Source organism: Klebsiella sp. JB_Kp042, from assembly GCF_040065275.1.
Taxonomy (GTDB): Bacteria; Pseudomonadota; Gammaproteobacteria; order Enterobacterales; family Enterobacteriaceae; genus Klebsiella; species Klebsiella quasipneumoniae.
This window is the reverse complement of sequence record NZ_JBEAJL010000095.1, coordinates 1-25,118: the sequence shown is the minus strand read 5'-3', so window position 1 is coordinate 25,118 and position 25,118 is coordinate 1. Positions and strand designations below refer to the sequence as shown.

The 25,118-nt window shown below is 59.7% G+C and carries 27 protein-coding genes; 13 read left to right on the top strand and 14 right to left on the bottom strand.

Translation table 11 applies throughout. From position 1 onward, the window contains the following. Positions 1-33 precede the first annotated feature (33 nt). The 3 genes from urtA to ABLV54_RS18465 all read right to left on the bottom strand — a co-directional run bounded on the left by urtA (position 34) and on the right by ABLV54_RS18465 (position 3,126). Positions 34-1,305, bottom strand: a complete 1,272-nt coding sequence (urtA, locus tag ABLV54_RS18475; protein ID WP_004205981.1) for an urea ABC transporter substrate-binding protein — start codon at positions 1,303-1,305, stop codon at positions 34-36. Positions 1,306-1,475: 170 nt separating this feature from the next. Then, positions 1,476-2,579: a cobalamin-independent methionine synthase II family protein gene (locus ABLV54_RS18470; RefSeq protein WP_050534200.1), complete on the bottom strand. Its 1,104-nt coding sequence runs from the start codon at positions 2,577-2,579 to the stop codon at positions 1,476-1,478. Between the two features lie 148 nt (positions 2,580-2,727). Then, positions 2,728-3,126, bottom strand: coding sequence for a rhodanese-like domain-containing protein (locus ABLV54_RS18465; protein WP_050534199.1), 399 nt, complete (start codon positions 3,124-3,126; stop codon positions 2,728-2,730). A 67-nt stretch (positions 3,127-3,193) separates the two neighbouring features. On the opposite strand from ABLV54_RS18465, the gene ftrA reads away from it, so the two are divergent. Together ftrA and ABLV54_RS18455 are read left to right on the top strand one after the other, a co-directional pair. Then, positions 3,194-4,291 carry a transcriptional regulator FtrA gene (gene ftrA, locus ABLV54_RS18460; RefSeq protein ID WP_050534198.1) on the top strand — a complete coding sequence of 366 codons (1,098 nt, stop codon included), beginning with the start codon at positions 3,194-3,196 and terminating at the stop codon, positions 4,289-4,291. Continuing rightward, complete coding sequence (locus ABLV54_RS18455) at positions 4,260-4,475, top strand: DUF4177 domain-containing protein (protein ID WP_004205985.1); 216 nt, start codon at positions 4,260-4,262, stop codon at positions 4,473-4,475. The genes ftrA and ABLV54_RS18455 overlap by 32 nt, the downstream gene beginning before the upstream one ends. A 54-nt stretch (positions 4,476-4,529) precedes the next feature. On the opposite strand, the gene ABLV54_RS18450 is transcribed toward ABLV54_RS18455, so the two are convergent. After that, on the bottom strand, positions 4,530-4,970 hold the full coding sequence (locus ABLV54_RS18450; protein ID WP_049014027.1) for a GNAT family N-acetyltransferase: 441 nt from the start codon (positions 4,968-4,970) through the stop codon (positions 4,530-4,532). A gap of 264 nt (positions 4,971-5,234) precedes the next feature. Continuing rightward, positions 5,235-6,299 carry a LacI family DNA-binding transcriptional regulator gene (locus ABLV54_RS18445; RefSeq protein WP_050534197.1) on the bottom strand — a complete coding sequence of 355 codons (1,065 nt, stop codon included), beginning with the start codon at positions 6,297-6,299 and terminating at the stop codon, positions 5,235-5,237. Between the two features lie 195 nt (positions 6,300-6,494). On the opposite strand from ABLV54_RS18445, the gene ABLV54_RS18440 reads away from it, so the two are divergent. Both ABLV54_RS18440 and ABLV54_RS18435 read left to right on the top strand, forming a co-directional pair. Beyond that, entirely contained in the window at positions 6,495-9,602 is a 3,108-nt protein-coding gene (locus tag ABLV54_RS18440; protein ID WP_050534196.1) for a beta-galactosidase, read from the top strand. A gap of 54 nt (positions 9,603-9,656) precedes the next feature. After that, positions 9,657-10,922: an MFS transporter gene (locus tag ABLV54_RS18435; RefSeq protein WP_048334863.1), complete on the top strand. Its 1,266-nt coding sequence runs from the start codon at positions 9,657-9,659 to the stop codon at positions 10,920-10,922. A gap of 29 nt (positions 10,923-10,951) precedes the next feature. On the opposite strand, the gene ABLV54_RS18430 is transcribed toward ABLV54_RS18435, so the two are convergent. The 3 genes from ABLV54_RS18430 to ABLV54_RS18420 form a co-directional block, all read right to left on the bottom strand. Next, positions 10,952-12,040, bottom strand: a complete 1,089-nt coding sequence (locus tag ABLV54_RS18430) for an AAA family ATPase (RefSeq protein ID WP_023289607.1) — start codon at positions 12,038-12,040, stop codon at positions 10,952-10,954. Between the two features lie 84 nt (positions 12,041-12,124). Then, positions 12,125-12,385 carry a hypothetical protein gene (locus tag ABLV54_RS18425; RefSeq protein WP_004205993.1) on the bottom strand — a complete coding sequence of 87 codons (261 nt, stop codon included), beginning with the start codon at positions 12,383-12,385 and terminating at the stop codon, positions 12,125-12,127. Further along, the gene (locus ABLV54_RS18420; protein ID WP_023289606.1) at positions 12,369-12,500 is read right to left on the bottom strand and encodes a hypothetical protein; all 132 of its coding nucleotides are present in this window, start codon (positions 12,498-12,500) and stop codon (positions 12,369-12,371) included. The genes ABLV54_RS18425 and ABLV54_RS18420 overlap by 17 nt, the downstream gene beginning before the upstream one ends. A 181-nt stretch (positions 12,501-12,681) precedes the next feature. On the opposite strand from ABLV54_RS18420, the gene blaOKP reads away from it, so the two are divergent. Further along, positions 12,682-13,542 carry an OKP family broad-spectrum class A beta-lactamase gene (gene blaOKP, locus ABLV54_RS18415; protein WP_050534370.1) on the top strand — a complete coding sequence of 287 codons (861 nt, stop codon included), beginning with the start codon at positions 12,682-12,684 and terminating at the stop codon, positions 13,540-13,542. Between the two features lie 20 nt (positions 13,543-13,562). On the opposite strand, the gene ABLV54_RS18410 is transcribed toward blaOKP, so the two are convergent. Continuing rightward, positions 13,563-14,324, bottom strand: a complete 762-nt coding sequence (locus ABLV54_RS18410) for a DeoR/GlpR family DNA-binding transcription regulator (protein ID WP_023289604.1) — start codon at positions 14,322-14,324, stop codon at positions 13,563-13,565. Between the two features lie 261 nt (positions 14,325-14,585). Between ABLV54_RS18410 and ltnD the strand changes: the two genes are divergently transcribed. The 5 genes from ltnD to ABLV54_RS18385 are packed head-to-tail and all read left to right on the top strand — an operon-like array spanning position 14,586 to position 19,586. Continuing rightward, complete coding sequence (gene ltnD / locus ABLV54_RS18405) at positions 14,586-15,488, top strand: L-threonate dehydrogenase (protein WP_032452756.1); 903 nt, start codon at positions 14,586-14,588, stop codon at positions 15,486-15,488. An 11-nt stretch (positions 15,489-15,499) separates the two neighbouring features. After that, positions 15,500-16,765, top strand: coding sequence for a 3-oxo-tetronate kinase (gene otnK, locus ABLV54_RS18400; RefSeq protein WP_050534371.1), 1,266 nt, complete (start codon positions 15,500-15,502; stop codon positions 16,763-16,765). Then, a complete protein-coding gene (locus ABLV54_RS18395; protein WP_023289601.1) occupies positions 16,758-17,378 on the top strand; it encodes an aldolase in 621 nt (206 codons plus the stop codon). Before otnK ends, ABLV54_RS18395 begins: the two co-directional genes overlap by 8 nt. Before the next feature lie 4 nt (positions 17,379-17,382). Beyond that, positions 17,383-18,165 (top strand): HPr family phosphocarrier protein, encoded by a 783-nt coding sequence (locus ABLV54_RS18390; protein ID WP_050534372.1) that lies wholly within the window; start codon positions 17,383-17,385, stop codon positions 18,163-18,165. A gap of 56 nt (positions 18,166-18,221) precedes the next feature. Further along, positions 18,222-19,586: a GntP family transporter gene (locus ABLV54_RS18385; protein ID WP_050534373.1), complete on the top strand. Its 1,365-nt coding sequence runs from the start codon at positions 18,222-18,224 to the stop codon at positions 19,584-19,586. Between the two features lie 26 nt (positions 19,587-19,612). Here ABLV54_RS18385 and ABLV54_RS18380 read toward each other — a convergent pair whose 3' ends face one another. Further along, positions 19,613-20,521: a helix-turn-helix domain-containing protein gene (locus tag ABLV54_RS18380; RefSeq protein ID WP_050534374.1), complete on the bottom strand. Its 909-nt coding sequence runs from the start codon at positions 20,519-20,521 to the stop codon at positions 19,613-19,615. A gap of 310 nt (positions 20,522-20,831) precedes the next feature. On the opposite strand from ABLV54_RS18380, the gene kbvR reads away from it, so the two are divergent. After that, positions 20,832-21,443 (top strand): LuxR family transcriptional regulator KbvR, encoded by a 612-nt coding sequence (gene kbvR, locus ABLV54_RS18375; protein WP_050534375.1) that lies wholly within the window; start codon positions 20,832-20,834, stop codon positions 21,441-21,443. A gap of 29 nt (positions 21,444-21,472) precedes the next feature. Here the strand turns inward: kbvR and ABLV54_RS18370 are convergent, their stop codons facing one another. Further along, entirely contained in the window at positions 21,473-21,592 is a 120-nt protein-coding gene (locus tag ABLV54_RS18370) for a small membrane protein (RefSeq protein ID WP_137910593.1), read from the bottom strand. Positions 21,593-21,989: 397 nt separating this feature from the next. On the opposite strand from ABLV54_RS18370, the gene ABLV54_RS18365 reads away from it, so the two are divergent. Beyond that, positions 21,990-23,207 carry a diguanylate phosphodiesterase gene (locus tag ABLV54_RS18365; protein ID WP_050534376.1) on the top strand — a complete coding sequence of 406 codons (1,218 nt, stop codon included), beginning with the start codon at positions 21,990-21,992 and terminating at the stop codon, positions 23,205-23,207. A gap of 20 nt (positions 23,208-23,227) precedes the next feature. On the opposite strand, the gene ABLV54_RS18360 is transcribed toward ABLV54_RS18365, so the two are convergent. From ABLV54_RS18360 to ABLV54_RS18350, 3 genes are all read right to left on the bottom strand, one after another. Further along, complete coding sequence (locus tag ABLV54_RS18360; RefSeq protein WP_348814208.1) at positions 23,228-23,740, bottom strand: 2-oxo-tetronate isomerase; 513 nt, start codon at positions 23,738-23,740, stop codon at positions 23,228-23,230. Positions 23,741-23,908: 168 nt separating this feature from the next. Then, positions 23,909-24,382, bottom strand: a complete 474-nt coding sequence (locus tag ABLV54_RS18355; RefSeq protein ID WP_023289594.1) for an Hsp20 family protein — start codon at positions 24,380-24,382, stop codon at positions 23,909-23,911. Positions 24,383-24,818: 436 nt separating this feature from the next. After that, positions 24,819-24,920 carry a hypothetical protein gene (locus ABLV54_RS18350; RefSeq protein ID WP_224222711.1) on the bottom strand — a complete coding sequence of 34 codons (102 nt, stop codon included), beginning with the start codon at positions 24,918-24,920 and terminating at the stop codon, positions 24,819-24,821. Here ABLV54_RS18350 and ABLV54_RS18345 point away from each other — a divergent pair. Further along, entirely contained in the window at positions 24,871-24,975 is a 105-nt protein-coding gene (locus ABLV54_RS18345) for a YnaM/YnfT family protein (RefSeq protein WP_022065603.1), read from the top strand. The two genes, ABLV54_RS18350 and ABLV54_RS18345, sit on opposite strands and share 50 nt — an antisense overlap. Positions 24,976-25,118: the final 143 nt, after the last annotated feature.

Sequence of the window (25,118 nt, the reverse complement as noted above, 5' to 3'; positions counted from 1 at the left end):
GGCGCGACGCTCCCGCCCCGTCGGCCCTGGCGCTTACTGGCTGACGGTTTTCACCGGATGGTCAGGTTTCTTATCATTACCGGGGATCCACGGGCTCCACGGCTGCGCGCGGACGGGCTCATCGGTCTGCCAGACCACATTGAACTGGCCGTTGCCTTCGATTTCACCGATCATCACCGGCTTATGCAGATGGTGGTTGGTGGCATCCATCGTCAGGGTAAAACCGGACGGCGCTTTAAAGGTTTGCCCGGCCATGGCGTCGCGCACTTTGTCCACGTCGGTGGTGCCGGCTTTGGTCACCGCCTGCGCCCACATATGCAGACCCACCCAGGTCGCCTCCATCGGGTCGTTGGTCACCACCGTATCGGCATTCGGCAGCTTGTGCGCTTTGGCGTAAGCGCGATAGTCGGCGACAAAGGCTTTATTGGTCGGGTTATCGACCGACTCAAAGTAGTTCCATGCCGCGAGGTTGCCGACCAGCGGTTTGGTATCGATGCCGCGCAGCTCCTCTTCCCCCACCGAGAAGGCCACCACCGGCACGTCGGTCGCTTTCAGACCCTGGTTAGCCAGCTCTTTGTAGAAAGGCACGTTGGAATCGCCGTTGATGGTGGAGACCACCGCCGTTTTGCCGCCGGCGGAGAATTTTTTGATATTGGCGACGATGGTCTGGTAATCGCTATAGCCGAACGGGGTGTAGACTTCTTCGATATCTTTGTCCTGGATCCCTTTGGCATGCAGGAAGGCGCGAAGGATCTTGTTGGTGGTGCGCGGATAGACGTAGTCGGTTCCCAGCAGGAAGAAGCGTTTGGCGCCGCCGCCGTCCTCGCTCAGCAGGTATTCCACCGCCGGGATGGCCTGCTGGTTAGGCGCCGCGCCGGTATAGAAGACGTTGGGGGACATCTCTTCCCCTTCGTACTGTACCGGGTAGAACAGCAGGCCGTTCAGCTCCTCAAACACCGGTAGCACCGATTTACGCGAGACCGAGGTCCAGCAGCCGAACACCACCGCCACCTTGTCCTGGGCCAGCAGCTGGCGCGCCTTCTCGGCGAACAGCGGCCAGTTGGAGGCCGGGTCGACCACTACCGGCTCCAGCTTCTTGCCCAGCACCCCGCCTTTGGCGTTGATGTCGTCGATGGCCATCAGGGCGACGTCCTTCAGCGGCGTTTCGGAAATCGCCATCGTCCCGGAGAGCGAATGCATAATCCCGACTTTAATGGTGTCGGCGGCATAGGCCTGGAATGAGAGACCCATAGCCATTACAGAGGCGGAGAGTGCAAAAGCTTTTAATAACGTTCTTCGTTGCATGATTCACTCCTGAGTAGCGCAAAAATAAAGAATTAACAGCTAACCAGAGGTGATAAGGCAAAAACGGTGCCAGGTTGTGAGAACAGCGGGATGCGGCGCAGGCGGAGGGCGGAGACGAAGGAGATGGCAGCGTTGCCTCATCACGGTGCAACGCTGCGCTAAGAAAGGCATTACCAGACGTCGGCGGCGATGGCGGTCACCAGACGAACTTTTTGCCACTGCTGGTCTTCGCTGAGGGCGTTACCCTCTTCCGTGGAGGCGAAACCGCACTGCGGACTCAGGCAGATCTGCTCAAGCGGAACATACTGCGCCGCCTCGGCGAGACGCGCTTTGACCCCCTGAGGGTTCTCCAGCTCGCCGTTTTTGGTGGTGATCAACCCGAGGACCACCTGCTGATGGCCGGGACGAATAAAGCGCAGCGGCGCGAAATCCCCGGAGCGGTCGTTGTCATATTCGAGGAAGAAGGCATCGACATTGACGCCGCCAAACAGCACCTCGGCCACCGGCTCGTAACCGCCCTCCGAGATCCAGGTTGAGCGGAAATTACCCCGGCAGACGTGGAGGCCCACCGTCAGATCGGCCGGTTTGCCCTCCAGCGCCTGGTTCAGCACCCGGGCATAAATGCGCGCCAGCGCATCCGGATCGTCGCCGCGCTCGCGTACCTGCTGACGCTGGGCATCGGAGCACAAATAGGCCCAGACGGTATCGTCCAGCTGCAGATAGCGACAGCCGGCGTCATAAAAGGCGCGGATCGCGTCGCGCCAGGTGGTGGCCAGATCGTCGAAGTAGTCTCTGAGATCCGGGTAAACAGTGGCATCAATATCTTTCCGACCGCCGCGGAAGTGCAGCACGCTCGGGCTGGGAATGGTCATCTTCGGCTGCGCGTCGCCGCTGATGCTTTTCAGATAGCGGAAATCCTCCAGCATCGGGTGGTCGCCGAACGCCAGCATGCCGGTAACGCGCACGCCGTGGGCTTTGGTCTGCACGCCGTTGAACTGGATCCCCTGCTCGGCATCGTAACGCTCAACGCCCTGCAGGCCGTCGAAGAAATCGAAATGCCACCATGCGCGACGAAACTCGCCGTCGGTGACCACGTGCAGGCCGCAGTCGCACTGCTGCTGGACCAGATGACGGATAGCGTTATTCTCAATTTCGCGCAGCTGACCGGCGTCGATAAGCCCCTCCGCCAGCTGCTGACGCGCCTGTTTGATACTGTCCGGACGCAAAAAACTGCCGACGATGTCTGCGCGGAACGGGGCCTGTTGACGTTGCATGCTGTCTCCTTAGCGGTGGGCGCGTTAGTTGCCCACCGTGATAGTTCATTATTTGAATTTTTAGACTTCTGGATGGCTATATGTCCAGATACTGGCATGCAGGTCGACGGGCCGCAAACGAGAATATTTCATGGTACATGAAAAATATTCACTTACCGGCGACAAACGCATAACCCTCATCTTCCCAGCCGGTGATCCCGCCGAGCATCATTTTCACCGGCCGCCCCAGTTCGGCCAGCTTCAGCGCGGCAACGTCGGCACCGTTGCAGTGCGGCCCGGCGCAATAGACCACAAACAGGGTCTCCGCCGGCCAGGACGCCATTCTCTCGGCGCTGATCTGGCTGTGCGGAAGATGCAGCGCGCCGGGCAGGTGACGCCTGGCGAAGGCCTCCTCGCTGCCGACCACATGCAGCAGGACAAAGTCGACCTCGCCGGCACGCTGGGCGCTGTGCACATCGGCGCAGTCGGTCTCGAGATGCAGCTTATGGCGGAACCAGCGGATAGCCTCGGCGGAGGTGGCGGGGGTAAATTGGCTTACTACACTCATGGCGTCTTCTCCTTGTCTGTGATAACACTACTTTACTGACGCCCATCACCCTTATCTGCCGGCAACCATGACAGAAAACGCTAACATCCTGACAACCCCTTCGGTGACACTGTCACCTCACCGCGTGGTGGCCCTCGCCTACGATGGCCTGTGCACGTTTGAGTTTGGCGTGGCCGTGGAGATCTTCGGCCTGCCCCGCCCGGAAATGGGCGAGCGTTGGTACCAGTTCGCCGTCGCCGCCGTCGATGAAGGGCCTCTGAGAGCCACCGGCGGGGTCCGCCTGATGACCGACGGCGGCCCTGAGCTTCTCGCCCAGGCGCAGACCATCGTGGTCCCGGGCTGGCGCGGCATCGACGCCCCGGTCCCCGAAGCGCTGTGCGCCGCCCTGGCCGCCGCTCACGCCCGCGGATGCCGAATAATCTCCATCTGTTCCGGAGTGTTCGTTCTCGCCGCCGCCGGGCTGCTCAATGGCCGCCAGGCGACAACCCACTGGCGCTACACCGCGGCGCTGCAGTCCCGTTTTCCGCAGATCCAGGTGGTGGAGGATGTCCTTTACGTGGGCGATGATTTGCTGATGACGTCCGCCGGCAGCGCGGCGGGGATCGACCTCTGTCTGCATCTGGTGCGCGAGGATTTCGGCAGCGAGGCTGCGAATGTGGTCGCTCGCCGCCTGGTGGTCTCTCCCCATCGCGACGGCGGTCAGGCGCAGCAGGTCCTGCGTCCGGTGGCCCGCAGCCGGGAGAGTCTGCGCCTTGGCCAGCTGTTTGATTATCTGCACCAGCATCTCGCCGCCGGCCACACCGTCGCCTCCCTCGCGCAGCGCGCCGGCATGGGGACGCGCACCTTTTTGCGCCGCTTTGAAGAGGCCACTGGTAAAACCCCCGCCCGCTGGCTGCTGGAGGAGCGTCTGCTGCGCGCCCGTCAGCACCTGACGGAGAGCACGATGGGCATCGACCAGATCGCTGAGCGCTGCGGATTTGCCAGCGCTGGCACCCTGCGCCACCATTTTCGCCTGCGCTTCGCGCTAAGCCCGCTGCAGTACCGTAAACAGTTTGCTACTTCTCCGATTGCAAAATCCTCGCAGCCACGGACAATAGACAGCCACAGTAAACCGGTCGCCAGGATGGTCGATGATGAAGAAAGAGTGTCGGGTAGTGATCTATAAAGAGGGCCTGCTGGGCAGCCTGTTTTTTGGCGAAGCCAAAGCCGACCCTGACAAAATGAGCCAGTTTCTCAGCAGCTATACCCGCGAGGGCTGGGAGGTAAAAACCATGTCGGTGGAGCGCCGCCGTACCGCCCTGTTCTGGTCGCGGGAAGCGTATCTGTTTGTGCTTGAAAGGCCCCTGTAACGGAGCCTGCGCCTGGTTTACACGCTTAAGCCAGGCGTTGCCCGGCATCCGCGCTCAGGGCTGGCGAATATAGCCCTGTTCGTGCATTTTGCGCATGCCCTCCTCGCCAGCGCAGACCATCCCGGTGGTCAGCATGGCAAAACCAAAACGCTGATAGAACGCGATTTTATCGGCCACCGCATAGATAAAAATTTTGCCAAAGGGCAGCAGCTGCTCCCGGACCGCCTGCATCAGCTGTTGTCCGTAACCCTGCCCCTGTCGGTCGGGGACGATCGCCACATCCGATAAGTAGCTGCTCCAGGTGCAGTCGCTGATGGCGCGCGCCACGGCAATCAGCTGACCGTTCTCATAGCCGAACCAGCAGAAGGTGCTCTGGCGAAACGCCTGCTCCAGTTGCTGAACATCACGTTCATTCAGCCCGGCCTCGGCGACGATGGTCCGCACCCGCCGCCAGTCTACCCGCGCAATCGCCTCTTTGCCCTCAATCACCATCATGACCTTGTCTCCCGCCGTGTTCGGCATCTATCCCGGAAGAAAGATGTAGCATGCCGCCGCCGGGGATGCCAGGCGAAAAAACCAACGAAAGAACGCGGAAAACAGGAGTGAGGCAAAAAAAAACCGCCATGTGACTGGCGGTAAATCAATGCTTGCATGGATAGATTGTATTTTGCATTTTTCGCAGGCAGAGGATCCTGACCTCTCTACGTTTGATCCCGAGGTTAGCATGGTCAACCTCAATAAATCCTCAACGGCCTGCGGCTAAAGCCTCTCCACCAACGCTTTCAGCTGCGCCAGGGTCTGCTGCCGGTCCTCCGCGGCGGCGAGCGGCCACGCCGATTGGCGCACGATGAGCCGGGTCGGCAGCAGCTCGCGGATCCGCATCTGCGGGGCCGCCATTAGAGCAATCAGCCGCTCCACGGCCCGTTTGCCCAGCAGATCAAAGTCCTGCGCCACCGTGGTGAGCGGCGGCTGAAAGTAGAGACTGTCAGCGGTGTCGTCATAGCCGGTCACCGACACCGCCTGGCTGCCGCTGCGATTGAGCTGGGTCAGCGCGCTGAGTACCCCGAGCGCCATCTGATCGTTGGCCACCACAATGGCGCTGATCCGCGGCTGGAGGTGCAGCAGTTCGAAGGTTTTCTGCCAGCCGCTGGCGGCGCTCCAGTCACCGAACACCGTGGTTGAACGGGCAATGTTCAGGCTGTGCAGCGCCTCGCGCCAGCTGGCGAGACGCAGACGGGCGGAAACCGAACTTTCCGGCCCCGCCAGCAGGCCGAATTCGCGATGCCCGAGCTCCCAAAGATGGCGCACGCAGGCTCCGCAGCCGTCGCGATGGTCGAAGCGCACGCAGCAGACATCGGCCTCCGGGGAGACGTCAAGAAACAGGCAGGCCATATCCGGATTCTCCTTAACCAGCCGCTCGGCGGTGGCGCTCTCCAGCGGCAGGCTGACGATCACCCCGCGAATATGCTGGGCGCGCAGTTCGTCCAGCCGGGCCTGCAGCGCGGCGAAGTCGGCCTGCGCTGGCATCGCTATCGCCACCTCCAGCTGGTGCAGACTGGCATGGCTCTTTACCGCGGCGGCGATCTGCGAGGGGGCATGCAGGGTCAGCGAGGCGGTAATCAGCCCAATGGAGGGCGCCGCTTTGCCGGCGAGCAGCTGCGCCGAGCGGTTAGGCACGTAGTGCAGCGTCTGCATCGCGCGGATCACCTGCTCGCGGGTGCGGGCTGACACCACTTCCGGACGGTTCAGGACCCGGGAGACCGTCTGTTGGGAGACGCCCGCCGCGCGGGCGACATCCTCCAGGGTTGCGGTACGACGCGGCATAGTTTCTCCTCATTGACAAAATGTCGTGCGCTAACATTTTATGTTTAACGCACGACAAAAAACAGCGTATTACCCCCGCTTTCGTGATCGTCTGTTAATTTCATTTCCGCCGTCGTTGCTGGAAAAAACAAATTACCCGATAACGTTCTTCATCCTGTTTAGCGATCGACATTTTCTGACTTACCGGGGATTACTATGCCAATAAGCGATACCAGTCGCCGCCACGCGCCTGACTTCCACGCCGTCCTCGCCCGCGAAGACTGGCAGAACCAGACCATTACCCATCTCAACCGCCTGCCGGCCCATCCCGCGTTCGCCAGCTGGCGCGATGAGCTTGCCGCCCGCGATAATCATCCTTCGCCCCATCGTCGTCAGCTGGACGGCGAGTGGCAATTTGCTTACGCCCGCAGCCCGTTTGCCGTCGATGCGCAGTGGCTGACGCAGGACCTGCCGGGCAGCCGCGGCACGCCGGTGCCCTCCAACTGGCAGATGGAGGGCTATGACGCGCCGATCTACACTAACGTCCGCTACCCCATCGACACCACCCCGCCGCGGGTGCCGGAGGATAACCCAACCGGCTGTTACTCCCTGCACGTTGCGATCGATGACGCCTGGCGCGCGGATGGGCAGACGCAGATTATATTCGACGGCGTTAACTCGGCCTTTCATCTCTGGTGCAACGGCGCCTGGGTCGGTTATTCCCAGGACAGCCGCCTGCCGGCGGCGTTCGATCTCAGCCCCTTTCTGCGTCCGGGCGACAACCGCCTGTGCGTGATGGTCATGCGCTGGAGCGCCGGCAGCTGGCTGGAAGACCAGGATATGTGGCGGATGAGCGGTATTTTCCGCTCGGTGTGGCTGCTGAATAAGCCGCACCAGCGGCTGAGCGACGTCCAGCTGACGCCGACCCTTGACGCCCTCTGCCGCGACGGCGCTCTGCAGGTCCAGGCGACCGTCGAGGCGACAGAAGCGGCGCTTGCCGGGCTCAGCGTCGGGGTTAGCCTGTGGCGCGGCGAGCAGCCTGTCGTTGCCCACCGTCAGCCGTTAGGCACCCCGACGGTGGATGAGCGCGGCCGTTACGCCGAACGGGTCGATTTCTCCCTGGCGGTGGCGGCGCCGGCGCACTGGAGCGCGGAAACCCCGGATTGCTACCGGGCAGTGGTCACCCTGTGGCGCGGCGAGGCATTGCTGGAGGCAGAGGCGTGGGATATCGGTTTTCGCCGCATCGAGATCGCCGACGGCCTGCTGCGCCTTAACGGCAAACCGCTGCTGATCCGCGGCGTTAACCGCCATGAACACCACCCTTTACGCGGTCAGGTGGTCAGCGAGGCGGATATGGTGCAGGACATTCTGTTGATGAAGCAGAACAACTTTAACGCCGTCCGCTGCTCGCACTACCCCAACGCCCCGCGCTGGTATGAGCTGTGCAACCGCTACGGTCTGTACGTGGTCGATGAAGCCAATATTGAAACCCACGGCATGGTGCCGATGAATCGGCTGTCAGACGATCCGGCGTGGCTGCCAGCCTTCAGCGCCCGCGTCACCCGGATGGTACAGAGCAACCGCAACCATCCGTGCATTATCATCTGGTCGCTGGGCAACGAATCCGGCGGCGGCGGCAACCACGAAGCGCTGTACCACTGGCTGAAGCGTAACGACCCGACCCGTCCGGTGCAGTACGAGGGCGGCGGCGCGGATACCACCGCCACCGATATTATCTGTCCGATGTACGCCCGCGTCGAACGCGACCAGCCGATCCCGGCGGTACCGAAGTGGGGGATCAAAAAATGGATCAGCCTGCCCGGCGAGCAGCGGCCGCTGATCCTCTGCGAGTACGCCCACGCGATGGGCAACAGCCTCGGCAACTTCGCCGATTACTGGCAGGCCTTCCGCGAGTATCCGCGGCTGCAGGGCGGGTTTATCTGGGACTGGGCCGACCAGGCGATCCGCAAAATCTTTGACGACGGCAGCGTCGGCTGGGCCTACGGCGGCGACTTTGGCGATAAGCCGAACGATCGCCAGTTTTGTATGAACGGCCTGGTGTTCCCCGATCGCACGCCGCATCCGTCGCTGGTCGAGGCGAAGCACGCCCAGCAGTATTTCCAGTTCGCCCTGCTGTCAACCTCGCCGCTGCGGGTGCGCATCGCCAGCGAATACCTGTTCCGCCAGACCGATAACGAAGCGCTGCGCTGGCAGGTGCAGGCGGCTGGTGAAACCCTGTACCACGGCAAGCTGACGCTGGCGCTCCCGCCTGAGGGCAGCGACGAGATAACGCTGCTCGACAGTCTGATCCTGCCGCCAGGCGCCCGCGCCGTGTGGCTGACGCTGGAGGTGGTCCAGCCCCAGGCGACAGCCTGGTCCCCGGCGGATCATCGCGTCGCCTGGCAGCAGTATCCCCTGCCGGCGCCGCTGGCGCTGCCTGCACCCACGGTGCCAGCCGGCGCCCCGGATCTTATCGTCAGCGATGAGGCCTGGCAGATCCGCGCCGGCACGCAGTGCTGGACCGTCGATCGCCGGACCGGTTTGCTGAGTGGCTGGTCGGTTGCCGGTCAGGAGCAGCTGCTGACCCCCCTGCGGGATCAGTTTGTCCGTGCGCCGCTCGACAACGACATCGGGGTCAGCGAAGTGGAGCGCATCGACCCCAACGCCTGGGTGGAGCGCTGGAAAAGCGCCGGCCTGTTCGACCTTGAGGCGCGCTGCGTGCAGTGCGACGCCCAGCGTCTGGCGAATGAGACCCTTGTCGACAGCCGCTGGCACTACCTGCGCGGCGACGAGGTGGTGATTGTCAGCCACTGGCGTCTGCGCTTTACCGCGGACGGAACGGTGCGGCTGGCGGTGGACGGCGAGCGCGCGGAAACGCTGCCGCCGCTGCCGCGGGTCGGGCTGCACTTCCAGGTGGCGGATCAGCAGGCGCCGGTGAGCTGGCTGGGGCTGGGGCCGCATGAGAACTACCCCGACCGGCGGAGCAGCGCCTGCTTCGCCCGCTGGGAGCAGCCGCTGGCGGCGATGACCACCCCCTACATCTTCCCGACGGAAAACGGCCTGCGCTGTGATACTCAGGCGCTGGACTGGGGACGCTGGCACGTCAGCGGTCATTTCCACTTCTCTGTTCAGCCGTGGAGCACCCGTCAGCTGATGGAGACCGACCACTGGCACAAGATGCAGGCCGAAGACGGCGTGTGGATCACCCTTGACGGCCTGCATATGGGGGTGGGAGGCGATGACTCCTGGACCCCAAGCGTACTGCCGCAGTGGCTCCTGACCCAAACGCGCTGGCAGTACGAGGTCTCATTGCGTTGCCTTTAATCCGTGGGGGCGGCAGCCCCCACCCTACAAACAGAATAACAAGGGATCATGGTGATGAAATTCTCTGAACTGGCGCCGCGAGAACGGCATAATTTTGTCTATTTCCTGCTGTTCTTTTTCTTTTACTATTTCATTATGTCGGCCTATTTTCCGTTTTTCCCGGTGTGGCTGGCGGACGTTAACCATTTAACCAAAACGGAAACCGGGATCGTCTTCTCCTCCATCTCGTTGTTCGCGATTATTTTTCAGCCGGTATTTGGTTTAATGTCGGATAAGCTCGGCCTGCGCAAACATCTGCTGTGGACTATTACGGTGCTGTTAATTCTGTTCGCGCCGTTCTTTATTTTCGTTTTCTCCCCGCTGCTGCAGATGAATATTATCGCCGGTTCGCTGGTGGGCGGGATCTACCTGGGGATTGTTTTCTCCAGCGGCTCCGGGGCGGTGGAAGCCTATATCGAGCGCGTCAGCCGGGCAAACCGCTTTGAATATGGCAAAGTGCGGGTCGCTGGCTGCGTCGGCTGGGCGCTGTGCGCCTCGATAACCGGCGTGCTGTTCGGCATCGACCCCAATATTACCTTCTGGATCGCCTCCGGCTTTGCGCTGGTGCTGGGTCTTCTGCTCTGGCTGTCGCGCCCGGAAAGCAGCAACAGCGCCCAGGTTATCGAGGCGCTCGGGGCCAATCGCCAGGCCTTTTCGCTGCGCACGGCGGCAGAGCTGCTGCGTATGCCGCGCTTCTGGGGCTTTATCGTCTATGTGGTGGGGGTCGCCAGCGTCTACGACGTGTTTGACCAGCAATTTGCTAACTTTTTCAAAAGCTTCTTCGCCAGTCCGCAGCGCGGTACCGAAGTGTTTGGCTTCGTCACCACCGGTGGCGAGCTGCTCAATGCCGTGATCATGTTCTGCGCCCCGGCCATCGTTAACCGTATCGGGGCCAAAAACGCCCTGCTGACCGCGGGGATGATCATGTCGGTGCGTATTCTCGGGTCGTCTTTTGCCTCATCGGCGGTGGAGGTGGTGATCCTCAAGATGCTGCATATGTTTGAGATCCCCTTCCTGCTGGTCGGGACCTTTAAATATATCTCCTCCGCCTTTAACCCGCGGCTCTCGGCCACCCTGTTTCTGATCGGCTTTAACCTGTCGAAACAGCTGTCCGGGGTGGTACTTTCCGCCTGGGTGGGCCGGATGTACGACACCGTCGGCTTCCATCAGGCCTATCTGATCCTCGGCTGCATCACCCTGAGCTTTACCCTGCTCTCGTTCATCACCTTGCGCGGCGGCAAAAGCCTGCTGCCGACAGCGGAGACGCAGACCCCCGCCTGACCGGGCGCGCCCGTCAGGGATGACGGGGTTCACTCCACAATGCGCGTCTCTCCGCCGCTATTCTCCAGCGCATAGCGCTGGCAGGCAGCCCCGGCGGCGATAAGATCCGCCAGCTCTGCCGAGTGGCTGGTCAGCCAGATCTGGCTGTAGCGGGAGGCCTCGACGATCAGCCTGGCCAGCGCCGGGAGCATGTCGCGATGCAGGCTGTTCTCCGGTTCATTGATCGCCAGAAAGGCCGGCGGGCGCGGGCTGAGCAGCGCGACGGCGAGGCAGAGAAAACGCAGCGTGCCGTCGGACATCTCCGCCGCCAGCAGCGGGCGGCGGATCCCCTCCCGGCGCATTTTCAGCGCGAAACGCGAGTGCTCGTTTTCACAGTAAAACTGGCAGCCGGGAAAGGCGTCGGCGAGGATCTCGTGCAAAATCTCCTCCGCGCCGATCTCGACAATGGTCTGAAAGGCGGCCGCCAGATTATGGCCGTCGCTGTCGAGCACCGGCGAACGGTAGCCGACGGCCGGCTGGCGCAGCGGTGAGTGGCGGCCGATAGCGAATTCATGGTAAAACCGCCAGCGGCGCAGGGTCTCGCGCACCCGCGAGACCTCAGGAAAACGGTGCGGCTCGCCAAGCTGACCGAACACCGACTCGTTTTCATAAATACTCTCGGTGAAGGTGCTTTTCTCCCCGGCGACATCGACGAGGAACGCCGCCTGATTCTTACGCTGCAGTACGCGGGAGGAAGGCCGACGGGAATAGCCCGCCAGCCAGATGTTCTCTTCTTTGACGATGGGATCGAGCATGAACTGCGTCGGATAGGGCAATTTTTCCGGGAAACCAACCTGCAGTTCATAATCAAAGCTCTCCGTCCGACAGGCGATTTGCAGCCGGCGGGGATGGCGATCGAGGGGAGAACGATCTCCGGACCACATCATATTTTCAAGGCCCCCCTCTTCGCTGATAAATCCCGACAGCCTGCCGTCGGCAGCCGCGGTCAACAGATGGATAGCGTTGTAAATATTGGATTTGCCGCAGCCGTTAGGGCCGAAGACAATGTTCAGCGGCCCCAGCTCCAGCGCGATATCCCTGACTGAGCGAAAGTTTTGAATACGGATGTACTGAATCATGATGCGTCCTGGCCCGGAGAGAGAAGGCTGCCACAGTAGCAAAGCCGCGGCAAGGATACTATCGCCCCCTCTCTCCGACCGGGTTTAACAGAACATTTTTTTCATTCCGCGGGTCAGCGCCACCCGCGTCAGCTTGTCGCTATCCTGATGGGCGTCACTGAAAACGCCAAAGAAATAGCGTTCATCGTCAATGGTTTGACTCACGATACGATAGCTGAGCGGCTGGCCGGACGGCGCACCGTATTGCGCAGGGGTCACTGAGACCTCGGTCGCATCGTCGGCGACGCTGACCAGCAGTCCATCCGCCTTACCGCCCACCAGCATGACCTTAATTATCGGGTGCACCAGTTCCTCCCGGGATGGCATAGATCATTGGCAAACCGCGCAGCGCGGCGGGCGTATCATCAGCAAACAGCGGCGCCAGCCAGAGTGCGGTCTTAAGTACTTTCTTATAGTTCATTGCGGCCTTGAGTCAAAAAATAGCGTGCCTGGGCTGAGCTAAATATTGATTATTCGAAATAAAAGATGACAAATGATGAAGGAAAAAAGAGGAATTGTGAATCAGCAAAACGCCAGGTTATTCTATTTTATCACTCCTCTCCTCGCCTTTAATGGCCCTGATTCAAGGAAGTATTGCGGTTATGCGTTGTGTTCGCCTGTGCCTTATCTCCCTGATTGCCGCCCTGCCACTGCCGGTATTCGCCAGCCCTCAGCCGCTCGAACAAATTACACGCAGCGAAAGTCAGCTGGCGGGCCGCGTGGGCTATGTTGAAATGGATCTGGCCAGCGGCCGCACGCTGGCCGCCTGGCGCGCCAGTGAGCGCTTTCCGCTGATGAGCACCTTTAAAGTGCTGCTCTGCGGCGCGGTGCTGGCCCGGGTGGATGCCGGAGACGAACGGCTGGATCGGCGGATCCGCTACCGCCAGCAGGATCTGGTGGACTACTCCCCGGTCAGCGAAAAACACCTTGCCGACGGGATGACCGTTGGCGAACTCTGCGCCGCCGCCATCACCATGAGCGACAACAGCGCCGGCAATCTGCTGTTGAAGAGCGTTGGCGGCCCCGCGGGATTGACCGCTTTTCTGCGCCAGATCGGTGACAACGTCACCCGCCTTGACCGCTGGGAAACGGAGCTCAATGAAGCGCTTCCCGGCGACGTGCGCGACACCACCACCCCAGCCAGCATGGCCGCCACCCTGCGCAAGCTGCTAACCAGCCACGCGCTGAGCGCCCGTTCGCAGCAGCAGCTGCTGCAGTGGATGGTGGACGACCAGGTAGCCGGTCCGCTGATCCGCGCCGTGCTGCCGGCGGGCTGGTTTATCGCCGATAAAACCGGGGCCGGCGAGCGGGGCTCACGCGGCATTGTCGCCCTGCTCGGCCCGAACGGCAAAGCGGAGCGCATCGTGGTGATCTATCTGCGGGATACGCCGGCGACCATGGCCGAGCGTAACCAGCAGATCGCCAGAATAGGCGCGGCGCTGATCGAGCACTGGCAGCGCTAGCCCGGCGAAGGCCGCGCGCCTTACCCGGCGCGCAGCACCTCGCAAGCGTGCCGGGCGATATGTGTGGCGGCAGCATCGGAGAGATGCCGGTCGGTAATGATGGTGGTAAAGCGGGTCAAGGGTAACGCCATAAACGTGGCCACCTGATTATATTTCGAACTGTCGCACAGCAGGATGCTTCTGGCGCTGACCTGGCTGACGGTCTCCTTGACGGTGACCTTGTTCTCATCAGGGGTGAAAATCCCGCGGCTGTCCCAGCCGCTGGCGGAGATAAAGGCCGTATCGATAGCCAGGTGGCGCAAGGTCCGCGCCGCCGACTCGCCGACGCAGGAGCGGTTCTCCCGGCACAGGGTGCCGCCGGTGTGGATCACGCCGCACTGGCTGGCATCGATCAGCAGTTGGGTTATCTCAAAATCGTTGGTGACCACCTGCAGGTCGTCCCGGTCGAGGATCGCCCGCGCCAGCGCCAGGGTGGTGGTGCCGGCATCGAGATAGATGCAGCTGTTTTTGGCGATGTGACTGGCCGCCAGCGCGCCGATGGCCTGTTTCTCTTCACTCTGTAGAGTGCTTTTCACCAGATGACTGGGCTCTGCGGCCAGGCGGCTGACGGCGCGCACGCCGCCCGAGACGCTGACCAGCAGCCCCTGTTCTTCCAGCTTACTGACGTCGCGACGGATAGTCATATGGGACACGCCGAGGATCTCCGTCAGCTCATTAATGCTCACCGCCCCACGCTGCTCCACCAGGGCTAAAATACGCTGATGACGTTCTATTGGAATCACCGCTCTCCCCTTACCATTTTTTCACACCAGAGCTTACCACTCACGCCGGGAACCTGAAGATCCCCTGTGCTGTTATCGCTGCTTGACCGCTGTTTTTACGCTATTTTAGGGCATGAATCGCAGTCGCGCAGCCACTTTCCGTCTGTGAATTTTTTATATTCATGTGGGTTATTCGTGATAACTCTCACATAATTTCACATTACAACGCTTTATTCTATCATTAAATCACATTAATTAACGAATATTCACAAGGAGACCGGCATGACTGCACACACTAACGTCTGCGTGATTGGACTGGGTTCGATGGGCATGGGCGCCGCCCGCGCCTGCCTGCAGGCGGGCCTGAACACCTGGGGGGTGGACATCAACCCCGACAACTGCCGCGCGCTGCTGGAGGCGGGCGCCAAAGGCGCAGGCCCCAGCGCGGTGCCTTTCGCCGCTGAGCTGGATGCGGTCGTGCTGCTGGTGGTCAATGCCGCCCAGGTTCGGGGGATCCTGTTCGGCGAGAGCGGCCTCGCCGGCCATCTGAAGCCGGGTACCGCGGTGATGGTGTCGTCAACCATCGCCTCCGCCGATGCCCAGGCGATTGCCGCGGCGCTGGCGGAATACCAGCTATTGATGCTCGACGCGCCGGTATCGGGCGGCGCGGTGAAAGCGGCCGCCGGCGACATGACGGTGATGGCCTCCGGGAGCGATGCCGTCTTCGCCCGCCTCGCGCCAGTGCTGGACGCGGTGGCCGGCAAAGTCTATCGCATCGGGAGCGACATTGGCCTCGGTTCGACGGTAAAAATCATCCATCAGCTGCTGGCCGGGGTGCATATCGCCGTCGCCGCCGAAGCGATGGCCCTCGCCGCCCGCGCCGGCATCCCGCTGGAGACGATGTACGACGTGGTGACCCACGCGGCGGGTAATTCGTGGATGTTTGAGAATCGTATGCAGCACGTTCTGGATGGCGATTACTCGCCAAAATCCGCCGTCGATATTTTTGTCAAAGATCTCGGCCTGGTGAATGACACCGCCCGGGCGCTGACCTTCCCGCTGCCGCTCGCCACCACCGCGCTGAATATGTTCACCTCCGCCAGCAACGCCGGATTCGGCCGGGAAGATGACAGCGCGGTGATCAAGATCTTCAACGGCATTACGCTGCCGGGCCATAAACAGTGAGGAGAGACAAGATGCAGCTTGGTGTCATTGCCGATGACTTTACCGGCGCCACGGATATTGCCAGCTTCCTCGTACGCAATGGCATGCCGACGGTGCAGCTAAACGGCGTACCGCCCCACGAACTGCCGCTGACCAGCGAAGCGGTGGTGATCAGCCTCAAAACGCGCTCCTGCCCGGTGGAAACCGCCGTCAGCCAGTCGCTGGCGGCCCTGCGCTGGCTGCAGGCCCGGGGCTGTCAGCAATTTTATTTTAAGTATTGTTCCACTTTCGACAGCACCGCGCAGGGCAACATTGGCCCGGTACTGGATGCACTACTGGCAGAGCTGGGCGAGACCCGGACGGTGATTTCCCCGGCGCTGCCGGTAAACGGCCGCACGGTCTATCAGGGGTATCTGTTTGTCGGCCAGCAGTTACTCAATGAGTCAGGGATGCGCCACCATCCGGTGACGCCGATGGAGGATGCCCACCTGGGCCGCTTAATCGAGCGCCAGGGCGGCGGAAAAGCGGCGCTGATCGCCTGGCCGATTATCGATCAGGGGCCGGAGGCGGTCGCTGCAGCGCTGGCGGCAATCAGCGACGCGGCGGTGCGCTATGTGGTGCTCGACGCCCTCAGTGAACAGCACTTGCTGACCCAGGGGGCGGCGCTGCGGGAGATGAAGCTGGTCTCCGGCGGCTCTGGTCTCGCCATCGGCCTCGCCCGCGACTGGGCGCAGCGCCACGGAACCCAGGGTGAAGGATCCCAGGCGGGCATGCCGCTGCCCGGCCCGGCGGTAGTGCTCTCGGGCTCCTGTTCGCTGATGACCAACAGCCAGGTGGCGGCCTATCGTGAACAGGCTCCCGCCCGCGCCGTCGACTTAAGCGCCTGCTTTACCGATCTGGAGGGCTATGCCGGGACGCTGGCGGCCTGGGTGGACGCAAACCGCGATTCGCCGCTGGCGCCGATGGTCTATGCCACGACTGAGCCGCAAACGCTGCAGCGGATCCAGGCGCAGTATGGCGACAAGGCCAGCAGCGAACGGATCGAACAGCTGTTCGCCGCCCTCGCCGCCGCGCTGAAGGAGAAAGGATTCACCCGGTTTATTGTGGCCGGAGGGGAAACGTCGAGCATCGTGGCGCAGACGCTGGGGGTCGAGGCGTTCCATATCGGGCCGACGATCTCCCCTGGGGTTCCCTGGGTGCGTGACACCCGCCAGCCGCTCTCCCTGGCGCTGAAGTCAGGTAATTTCGGCGATATCCAGTTCTTTGCCCGTGCCCAGCAGGAGTTTTGTCATGACTGAGCAACAGCTGCGAGATGAGATGGTGCAGATTGGCGCCTCGTTGTTTAACCGCGGTTATGCCACCGGCTCCGCCGGCAATCTGTCGCTCCTGCTGCCGGACGGCAACCTGCTGGCGACGCCGACCGGCTCCTGCCTGGGCGAGCTGCAGGCCCAGCGGTTGTCGGTGGTCACCCTGCAAGGCGAATGGATCGCCGGCGATAAACCGTCGAAAGAGATCGCTTTTCACCGGGCGGTCTATTTGCATAACCCGGCCTGCAAGGCGATCGTCCACTTGCATAGCCACTATCTGACCGCGCTCTCCTGCCTGCAGGGGCTCGATCCGCAGAATTGCATTCGCCCCTTTACTCCCTACGTAGTGATGCGGGTCGGCGACGTCCCGGTGGTTCCCTACTACCGACCGGGCGACGACCGCATTGCCGAGGCGCTGGCCGGCCTGGCGCCGCGCTATAACGCCTTTTTACTGGCCAACCATGGTCCGGTGGTCACTGGCTCATCGCTGCGCGAAGCCACCAATAATACCGAAGAGCTGGAAGAGACCGCGCGGCTGATGTTTACCCTCGGCAATCGCGAGATCCGTTACCTGACCGCTGACGAAGTGGATGAACTGAGATAAAACCATGCCAAAATTTGCTGCAAATTTATCCATGCTGTTTACCGAACTGCCGTTCCTGGACCGCTTTGCCGCCGCCGCCCGCGCCGGTTTCGAAGCCGTGGAGTTTCTGTTCCCCTATGAGTATGCCGCCGGGGATATTAAACAGCGCCTGCAGGAAAACCAGCTGCAGCTGGTGCTGTTCAATACCCCGCCCGGCGACGTTAACGCCGGGGAATGGGGACTCGCCGCCCTACCGGGCAGGAGCGCTGAGGCCCGGCGTGATATCGAGCTGGCGCTGGAGTATGCCTGCCAGCTGGATTGTCCGCAGGTGCATATTATGGCCGGCGTGGTGCAGCCGGAAATGGATCGCGCGGCCTGCGAGGCGGAGCTTTTCGATAACCTGCGCTACGCCGCCGAGCGCTTTGCCCGCCAAGGCAAGCGGGCGCTTATTGAAGCCCTGAATCCGCAGACCAAACCGGGCTATTTCTACCACAGTCAATATCAGACGCTGGAGATTGCGCAGCGGGTCGACCGGCCAAACATCGCCGTGCAATTAGATCTGTTTCATGCGCAGAAAGTGGACGGCAATTTAAGCCATCTTATTACCGAGTATGCCGGTCAGTACCGCCATATTCAGATAGCCTCCCTGCCCGACCGCCATGAACCGGACGAGGGCGAGATTAATTATTCATGGATCTATGCGTTGCTGGATAACGTCGGCTATGACGGTTGGATCGGCTGCGAATATATCCCCAGGGCGGATACCCTTTCCGGACTGGAATGGTTCTCGCCCTACCGGAAAAAATAAAGCGCGGTTCTAAAAATATAACTCTCTGTACACCTGTTAATACCCGAGGCAAAACTATGTCGACATCGGCGCTGTTACTTATTGCGTTAGCCAGCGTAGTGCTGTTGCTCCTGCTGGTGATCAAAGCGAAAGCGCATCCTTTTGTGGCGCTCCTGATCGTCAGCCTGCTGGTGGCGTTCGCCACCGGCATTCCGGCGGATAAAATCATTACCACCCTTGAAAAAGGCATGGGCGGCCTGCTCGGCCACATCGCCAGCATAATTATTTTGGGATCAATGCTGGGGGTGCTTATTGAAATATCCGGCGGCGCCGAATCGCTGGCGAAAACGCTGACCGGCGTGCTGGGTTCTAAACGGACTATTGCCGCCTTAACCATCGTGGCTTTTATTCTCGGCACGCCAGTCTTCTTTGAAGTCGGCTTTATTATTATCATTCCGTTAATTTACGGCTTCAGTAAAGTCGCCCATCTGTCGCCGCTGAAATTTGGCCTACCGATGGCCGGAGTGATGTTAACCGTCCATGTGGCATTGCCAACCCACCCTGGCGCGGCGGCGGCGGCAGGTATTCTGCATAGCGATGTCGGCTGGTTGATGCTGGCGGGAATTGGAGTGTCGATCGTCGTGGGTATCGTGGGCTATTTTGTCGCCCGGTCTATCAATCAGCGCCATTATCATCTGTCGATTAACGTGCTGGAACAGCAGCAAACGGCCGAGGTGCCCGACCTCTCCGTCAACGCCCAGCAGACCCGACTGGCGCCGCCGAATGCGCTGGTTATCGGCGGGCTGATCGTGGTGCCCATCGTGCTGATTGTTTCCGGAACGCTTTGTCAGGCCCTGCTGCTGCCGGATAACGCGATTCGCCAGCTGATGACCGTCATTGGCACCCCGCCCGTCGCCCTGCTGATCTCCCTGGGGCTGGCCAGCTGGACGCTGGGCATCCGGCGGGGGATGAACCTGAAAAAGTTGGGAGAAGTCACCGGCAGCGCGATCCCCTCCTCGGCGGACGTGATCCTCGTCGCCGGCGCCGGCGGCGCCTTTGGCGGGGTGCTGGTCGCCTCCGGCATCGGCAATGCCTTAGCCGAGGCGCTGGAGACGATTCATCTGCCGCTGATGCCCGCCGCTTTCCTGCTGTCGCTGGTGCTTCGGGCCTCGCAGGGCTCGGCCACCGTGGCGATCCTTACCACCTCCGGCCTGTTGTCACAGGCGGTCGTCGGGTTGGAGCCGCTGCAGCTGGTGCTGGTGACGCTGGCGACCTGTTTCGGCTCGCTCGGGTTATCGCACGTTAACGACGCCGGGTTCTGGGTGGTCACGCGCTATCTCGGGCTCTCGGTGCCGGACGGACTCAAAACCTGGACCGTACTGACCACCATCATGGGGGTGACGGGCTTCCTGATCACCTGGCTGCTGTGGTTTGTACTGTAATATTCACCCGGGTGGCTCCGGCCACCTTATCGTGTCCCCTTCGCGGGGACTAACTCATTATCGCTGCCCGGCAGCTGGCCTCCCGCTGACAGCGTCACCGGTATAAAATAGCGTACGTGATAGCGCTTCTCCTCTGCCTCTCCTCCTTCCGCATGACGGGTCATAAAGCATTCAATGTCATGCCCATCCCGACGGCTTACCCCCAGCGTTGGCAACTGTTCCAGATAGAGATCGCTGGACAAACGGGCATAGCGTGACCAGCTGCCGTAGAATTCAACCCCCACATACAGCCCCGACCGGGTGGTCAACGCGGACGACGGCTTTCGCGCCTCGTGACAACCGACAAAGGCGTTAACCTCGACGTTAAGCTCATTTTGACTCGCTGCGGCGTAATCGGAAAGTATGGAAAGCGAACCGCCTCCAGCGGCGAAAAAGCGGTCAACCTTTTGTCTGATAGCCGTCTTGCCGGTACTTTGCAACACCATATCCGACAGGCGCAGTTCATACTTCATCGGGTAGCCATAATAGACCCGCTCCGGCAGGGAACAGATCCGAGCCAAAGGCAGGCTCTCATCATCCGTGGGGAATTTTTTTAACAGTTTTGCCGTGTCCCAGTGCGCCGCGCAGCGGTACTCCCGTGGCGAAAGCGAGAAACGTTTCTTAAACTCCCGGGAGAAGGTCTGCGGCGAATCGTAACTTAACTGCCAGGCTATGGCGGCGATCGGTTGCCGCGTTAAACGCAGACTGACCGCTGCGATGGTCAGCCGCCGCAGGCGAATATACTGCCCGATGGGTATCCGGCCATATTGATAAAACACCTCGTACACAAACCGACGCGAATAGCCCATATACTGCGCCAGGTCATCGATCGCCGGGTTACAGTAGATATTATCCTCCAGCCACGCCAGCATTTTTAAATAGAGCATTTGCTTCATAAGCACCGCATACTTCCTGTAATCTTGTCCTCCGCTAATTTTAGCAACAGACACTGGCTACCACTAAGCTTTTTATGCATCGCAAAAATAAAAAATTATTAAAGTGCTTAAAACGGCATCTAATATAGGCTTATCATTTTGTTTATTAGGAACTTTCGCATACCAACACACCGTTATCTCACTTTTCCTGGTAGATATTGCATTAATGAAAAACATCCCTTAGATTACCCCAACTAAAAAAGACCTGCGCATCACCATTATATTCTTTAATTTATTCTGACACCTTTTTCATACCCCACAGGGAAGTTATATGACGAATTTTTTGATCAATATAAAAAATCACTATTTGCGAGTCGCTATTGCGGAGCTGGTGGATGAAGCGATGAAGACCTACGGGGGATCAGCCTATCAGTTTTCTGAACAATGGGACCTGGAGTCGATAGCGCAATCTCAGGTGTTCTTCACGGAAATGGTGGCGGGAGAATGGTACCTGTGTCATGACCTGTTTCAGCATGCCCCAGAGCAATACTCGCTTTTTATTTTCCAGGACAATGAACAAGCTACCGTCGAAGAGGGCTTACCCAACTGTCTGCGGCAGGCGGTGTTTATACCACCCCATGCTCCCGTTCAGCGTCTTAAAGATGAGATAGCCAGCGCGATTCAGCGCCCCTTGCCTCCTCAGCATGACCCGTCCTTCAATCGGCTGCGGCGTTGCATCAATTGCGCCTGCAAGTCGGTCAGCGATGCGCAAACCAAAGTCATTTACGCGTTCAGTATTGGTCTAAGTCCGCATGAAGTCGCGGCGGCGCTAAAAATTAGCCACAAAACCATTCACTCGCATAAAAAGAATATTATGAACAAGTTCAATTTGCACAGCCGCCAGCAATTTAACAACCTCGTAAAACTACTCGCCAGACGTTAATACAATCGTCATTATATTACCTCTGCAGATTATCTTCTGGAACGGAAGACGTAGCGTCTTTTGCGTCTTTCCTGAATATAAGAAAGACCACTCCACAAAGAAATGACGGGACAAAAAATCAGACACAAAATAATAAATAAGTCGCTCATATCAGACCTGAAAAAAGGAATTAAACTTACGTTGATAATATGGATTTGCTTTTAATCAGGCAAGACCAGTATCTCTTTTTAAGAGCGGGCAATATAATGGCAGGATAATTCCTGGTGGCGAATGTTAACCGATAATTTAAGGTGGTGGACCAATACCGCAGGAGGAATGAGCGGCCTGTTTCCCCCTTTTGCATCGTAAATGAGAAAAAGATAGCTAAACCTCAGATTCCCTGTAGAGTGAAGGTAATCACAAAGTGAAGCTCCCGTTCCGCGTAGCGGACATCACGGTTGGTTAAATGTCATAAAAAACAGCCTCCCTTCTCCGAGGGTCTGGCCATACCTCCCTAAATACGCGCTGTGCGGACCATTACGCGCTGCCGCAGCGACCGGAATGATTATGCTAACCACCCTGATATACCGCAGCCAGGTTAATCCTGCCCGCCCGCCCACCGATCTCGACGCTTTAATTCATCGCGCCAGCGGGAAAAACATGCCTCTTGGCATCACCGGTATTCTGCTGTTTAACGGCCTGCAATTCTTCCAGGTGCTGGAGGGAAGCGAGGAAGATCTTGAGTCGTTATTCCACGAGATACAGAGCGATCCGCGCCATCGCGACGTGGTGGAACTGATGCGCGACTATTCGGCCTACCGTCGTTTTCACGACACCGGGATGCGCCTGCTGGATCTTCGTCTTTTCGAAGCCGACAGCGCGCTGGAGGAGCTCCTGCGCTTTAGCTCGTTTGGGGTCACCGAGCCGGTCAACGACCGGATGTTCCGCCTGATTAGCGCCTTTATCGCCGACGGTGGGCGCTATTGTCTACCCGAGCCGCTGCAGCCTTCTCGCTGGACGATGATGCCTGCCCCGGCCACTGCTACGGCGCGCCACCTGCCCGATCAACCTTGCCAGTTTGCCCTGCAGGCCATCGTCGAGCCGGCCAAAAAGCGGGTCTCTTCCTTTGAAGCGCTGATCCGCAGCCCCACCGGCGGATCTCCTGTAGAGATGTTTGCCGCCATCCCGGCGGAGGATCGCTACCGTTTCGACCTTGAGAGCAAAGCGTATGCCTTCTCTCTCGCCGGTCAGTTACCGCTTGGTAAAAACCAGCTGGCCATTAACCTGCTGCCCGGTTCGCTGTATAACCACCCTGACGCCGTAGGCTGGCTGATGAACAGCCTGCTGGCGGCCGGCCTCAGACCGGACCAGGTGCTGATAGAGGTTACCGAAACGGAGGTGATCACCTGCTTTGACCAGTTCCGCAAGGTGCTCAAAGCGCTGCGCGTCGCGGGCATGAAGCTGGCCATCGACGACTTTGGCGCGGGTTACTCCGGCCTGTCGTTACTGACCCGCTTTCAGCCCGATAAAATCAAAGTGGATGCAGAGCTGGTGCGCAATATTCATATCAGCGGCGCCAAGCAGGCGATTGTCGCCTCGGTCGTGCGCTGCTGCGAGGATTTGGGCATCACGGTGGTGGCGGAAGGCGTCGAAACCCTGGAAGAGTGGTGCTGGCTGCAGTCGGTGGGCATTCGCCTGTTTCAGGGGTTCCTTTTCTCCCGACCGTGCCTGAACGGCATCGGGGAAATTTGCTGGCCGATAGCGCGTCAGGCCACGGATCTGTAAGGCCGCGGTAGGCGGCAGCGTCACTGCCAGTGGGGGAGCTTTTCGCCCAGCGCCGCCAGGGCGAAGCGCACCGCTTTCGCCACCACTGTCTCGCAGTCACCGGTAAAGCGCAGCCGTTGGGTTTCGATCTGGCCGCGAAAGTTCCAGGCAAACCATACCGTGCCGGCGGGGGTACCATCCTCTCCCCCCTCCGGTCCCGCATAGCCGCTGATGGCGATGGCGATGTCGGCCCCGGCTATCGCCAGCATACCGCTGGACATCTCCTTCACGCACGCTTCGCTGACAGCGCTGTGTTCCGCCAGGGTTTCCGCGCGCACCTGCAGCACATTGCGCTTGGCTTCATCGGTGAAGGTGACCACGCCGGTATCATAAAAGGCCGCAGTATCAGCCTGAGCACAGAGCGCTGCCGCCAGATTGCCGCCGGTGCAGGATTCCGCAGTGGTGAGCCGCCAGCCGCGCGCGATAAGCGCCCGGGCCACCTCGGCGGTCAGTTGATGAGTATGTTGTGCGTCTTTATCGATCTCGTCAGCCATTCTGACTCCTCGCCGAATTTGAAAAGTATCACCGCCTCACTGCCCTGTTAACAGGATAGCATAGTGATTTCTCTCGTCGCCTGGAGGCCGTTTACGCCACCCTGAGTGGATAAAATAAAGGCCCGCAGCGCGGGCCTTGAAAGGAACTACCTTGGCACAGAAGCGGAATCACACTTTGTGTTCGATCACCCGCCCCTGGTTCTCAATGGCAATTTTGCGCGGTTTTTCGCTCTCGGGGATCTCCTGATGGATAGCGATTTTTAAGATCCCGCTCTCCAGCTGCGCCTGATTAATCTGGGCGTGTTCGGGAAGCGAAAAACTAAGCTGGAAATCAGCCCGGCGAATGCCTTTATAAATCCAGCCCTGGCTGTTTCCGGAATGATTTTCGGTTTGCGCGCGTTTACCGGTAATATGCAGATTACCGCCTACGGTCTCTATTTCCAGTTCATCATCTTTCCAGCCAGGCACGCTGACGCTGAGCAGGAAATTACTGTCATCCACTTTCTGTAAATCGTAGGCTGGTAAGGTCCCCACCGGCGTATCGCCCGTTAACTGGCTGAAAAGACGGTCGATACGGTTAAAGCGATCGGCAAAAAGGGAATCAGCAAATACCGGGAGTGCTGACAAGGTTTTGAGTGCCATAATTAACCTCCTGAATATCCATTCAAAAGCTCAACATAAAGGCAAGCATTGCTTGTCCGCTTTATAAAATAATAGCTAAAGCGCGTTTTTCAAGACCTGAAATAAAAAAATTTCTTCGTCAGTCACAGAAAGAAATAACCAGGTCAGGTGGCAAAGTGACCCCCGCCAGACGGCGGGGGCTGGGGTGCTTCTGAGTCCCATAACTGATGCTGTTTAACATTCAATAAACAGAAGCGTCATGTATATATTACTTGTTCAAGGGGATGTCAACGCCCGAATCGCGCCCCCTCACCCGTCGCCCTGCAATAGCGCCACGAGAAATGCGGTTCCCCTGACGATCGTTTCGCCAACAGCGGCGGCCTCGACATCACTTTGGCCTCGCTGGCGCCAGCCGGAAGACCCTGGCGAAAATTTACGCCGTCAGGGAAGGAACCTTTCACCTCCCTCCGTGCCTAATAACCTGCATACGCACTTTCTGAGGCATCACTATGACCGGCATTTTTATCTCTACCACCCTGTTCGCCCTCTTCGCGTCGATGTTGATCGGTCTGGGGATGGTATGGAAAGGCATCTCCAACAACCCGGATAACTAATCCCTTTTGGACGCCGTTGCTCTTCGACTGATGCAGCGGCGTGATAGCGCCCTCTACCGGCATCCGGTCAGGACCACTTCTGCTTCCGCTCGGCTTTGTTGAATAAATCAGATTTCGGGTAAGTCTCCCCCGTAGCGGGTTGT

Excerpts from the sequence above, each read along its gene's own strand:
- urtA (WP_004205981.1), bottom strand. The coding sequence starts at position 1,305 with ATGCAACGAAGAACGTTATTAAAAGCTTTTGCACTCTCCGCCTCTGTA.
- ABLV54_RS18470 (WP_050534200.1), bottom strand. The coding sequence starts at position 2,579 with ATGCAACGTCAACAGGCCCCGTTCCGCGCAGACATCGTCGGCAGTTTT.
- ABLV54_RS18465 (WP_050534199.1), bottom strand. The coding sequence starts at position 3,126 with ATGAGTGTAGTAAGCCAATTTACCCCCGCCACCTCCGCCGAGGCTATC.
- ftrA (WP_050534198.1), top strand. The coding sequence starts at position 3,194 with ATGACAGAAAACGCTAACATCCTGACAACCCCTTCGGTGACACTGTCA.
- ABLV54_RS18455 (WP_004205985.1), top strand. The coding sequence starts at position 4,260 with ATGAAGAAAGAGTGTCGGGTAGTGATCTATAAAGAGGGCCTGCTGGGC.
- ABLV54_RS18450 (WP_049014027.1), bottom strand. The coding sequence starts at position 4,970 with ATGATGGTGATTGAGGGCAAAGAGGCGATTGCGCGGGTAGACTGGCGG.
- ABLV54_RS18445 (WP_050534197.1), bottom strand. The coding sequence starts at position 6,299 with ATGCCGCGTCGTACCGCAACCCTGGAGGATGTCGCCCGCGCGGCGGGC.
- ABLV54_RS18440 (WP_050534196.1), top strand. The coding sequence starts at position 6,495 with ATGCCAATAAGCGATACCAGTCGCCGCCACGCGCCTGACTTCCACGCC.
- ABLV54_RS18435 (WP_048334863.1), top strand. The coding sequence starts at position 9,657 with ATGAAATTCTCTGAACTGGCGCCGCGAGAACGGCATAATTTTGTCTAT.
- ABLV54_RS18430 (WP_023289607.1), bottom strand. The coding sequence starts at position 12,040 with ATGATTCAGTACATCCGTATTCAAAACTTTCGCTCAGTCAGGGATATC.
- ABLV54_RS18420 (WP_023289606.1), bottom strand. The coding sequence starts at position 12,500 with ATGAACTATAAGAAAGTACTTAAGACCGCACTCTGGCTGGCGCCGCTG.
- blaOKP (WP_050534370.1), top strand. The coding sequence starts at position 12,682 with ATGCGTTGTGTTCGCCTGTGCCTTATCTCCCTGATTGCCGCCCTGCCA.
- ltnD (WP_032452756.1), top strand. The coding sequence starts at position 14,586 with ATGACTGCACACACTAACGTCTGCGTGATTGGACTGGGTTCGATGGGC.
- otnK (WP_050534371.1), top strand. The coding sequence starts at position 15,500 with ATGCAGCTTGGTGTCATTGCCGATGACTTTACCGGCGCCACGGATATT.
- ABLV54_RS18395 (WP_023289601.1), top strand. The coding sequence starts at position 16,758 with ATGACTGAGCAACAGCTGCGAGATGAGATGGTGCAGATTGGCGCCTCG.
- ABLV54_RS18390 (WP_050534372.1), top strand. The coding sequence starts at position 17,383 with ATGCCAAAATTTGCTGCAAATTTATCCATGCTGTTTACCGAACTGCCG.
- ABLV54_RS18385 (WP_050534373.1), top strand. The coding sequence starts at position 18,222 with ATGTCGACATCGGCGCTGTTACTTATTGCGTTAGCCAGCGTAGTGCTG.
- ABLV54_RS18380 (WP_050534374.1), bottom strand. The coding sequence starts at position 20,521 with ATGAAGCAAATGCTCTATTTAAAAATGCTGGCGTGGCTGGAGGATAAT.
- kbvR (WP_050534375.1), top strand. The coding sequence starts at position 20,832 with ATGACGAATTTTTTGATCAATATAAAAAATCACTATTTGCGAGTCGCT.
- ABLV54_RS18370 (WP_137910593.1), bottom strand. The coding sequence starts at position 21,592 with ATGAGCGACTTATTTATTATTTTGTGTCTGATTTTTTGTCCCGTCATT.
- ABLV54_RS18365 (WP_050534376.1), top strand. The coding sequence starts at position 21,990 with ATGCTAACCACCCTGATATACCGCAGCCAGGTTAATCCTGCCCGCCCG.
- ABLV54_RS18360 (WP_348814208.1), bottom strand. The coding sequence starts at position 23,740 with ATGGCTGACGAGATCGATAAAGACGCACAACATACTCATCAACTGACC.
- ABLV54_RS18355 (WP_023289594.1), bottom strand. The coding sequence starts at position 24,382 with ATGGCACTCAAAACCTTGTCAGCACTCCCGGTATTTGCTGATTCCCTT.
- ABLV54_RS18345 (WP_022065603.1), top strand. The coding sequence starts at position 24,871 with ATGACCGGCATTTTTATCTCTACCACCCTGTTCGCCCTCTTCGCGTCG.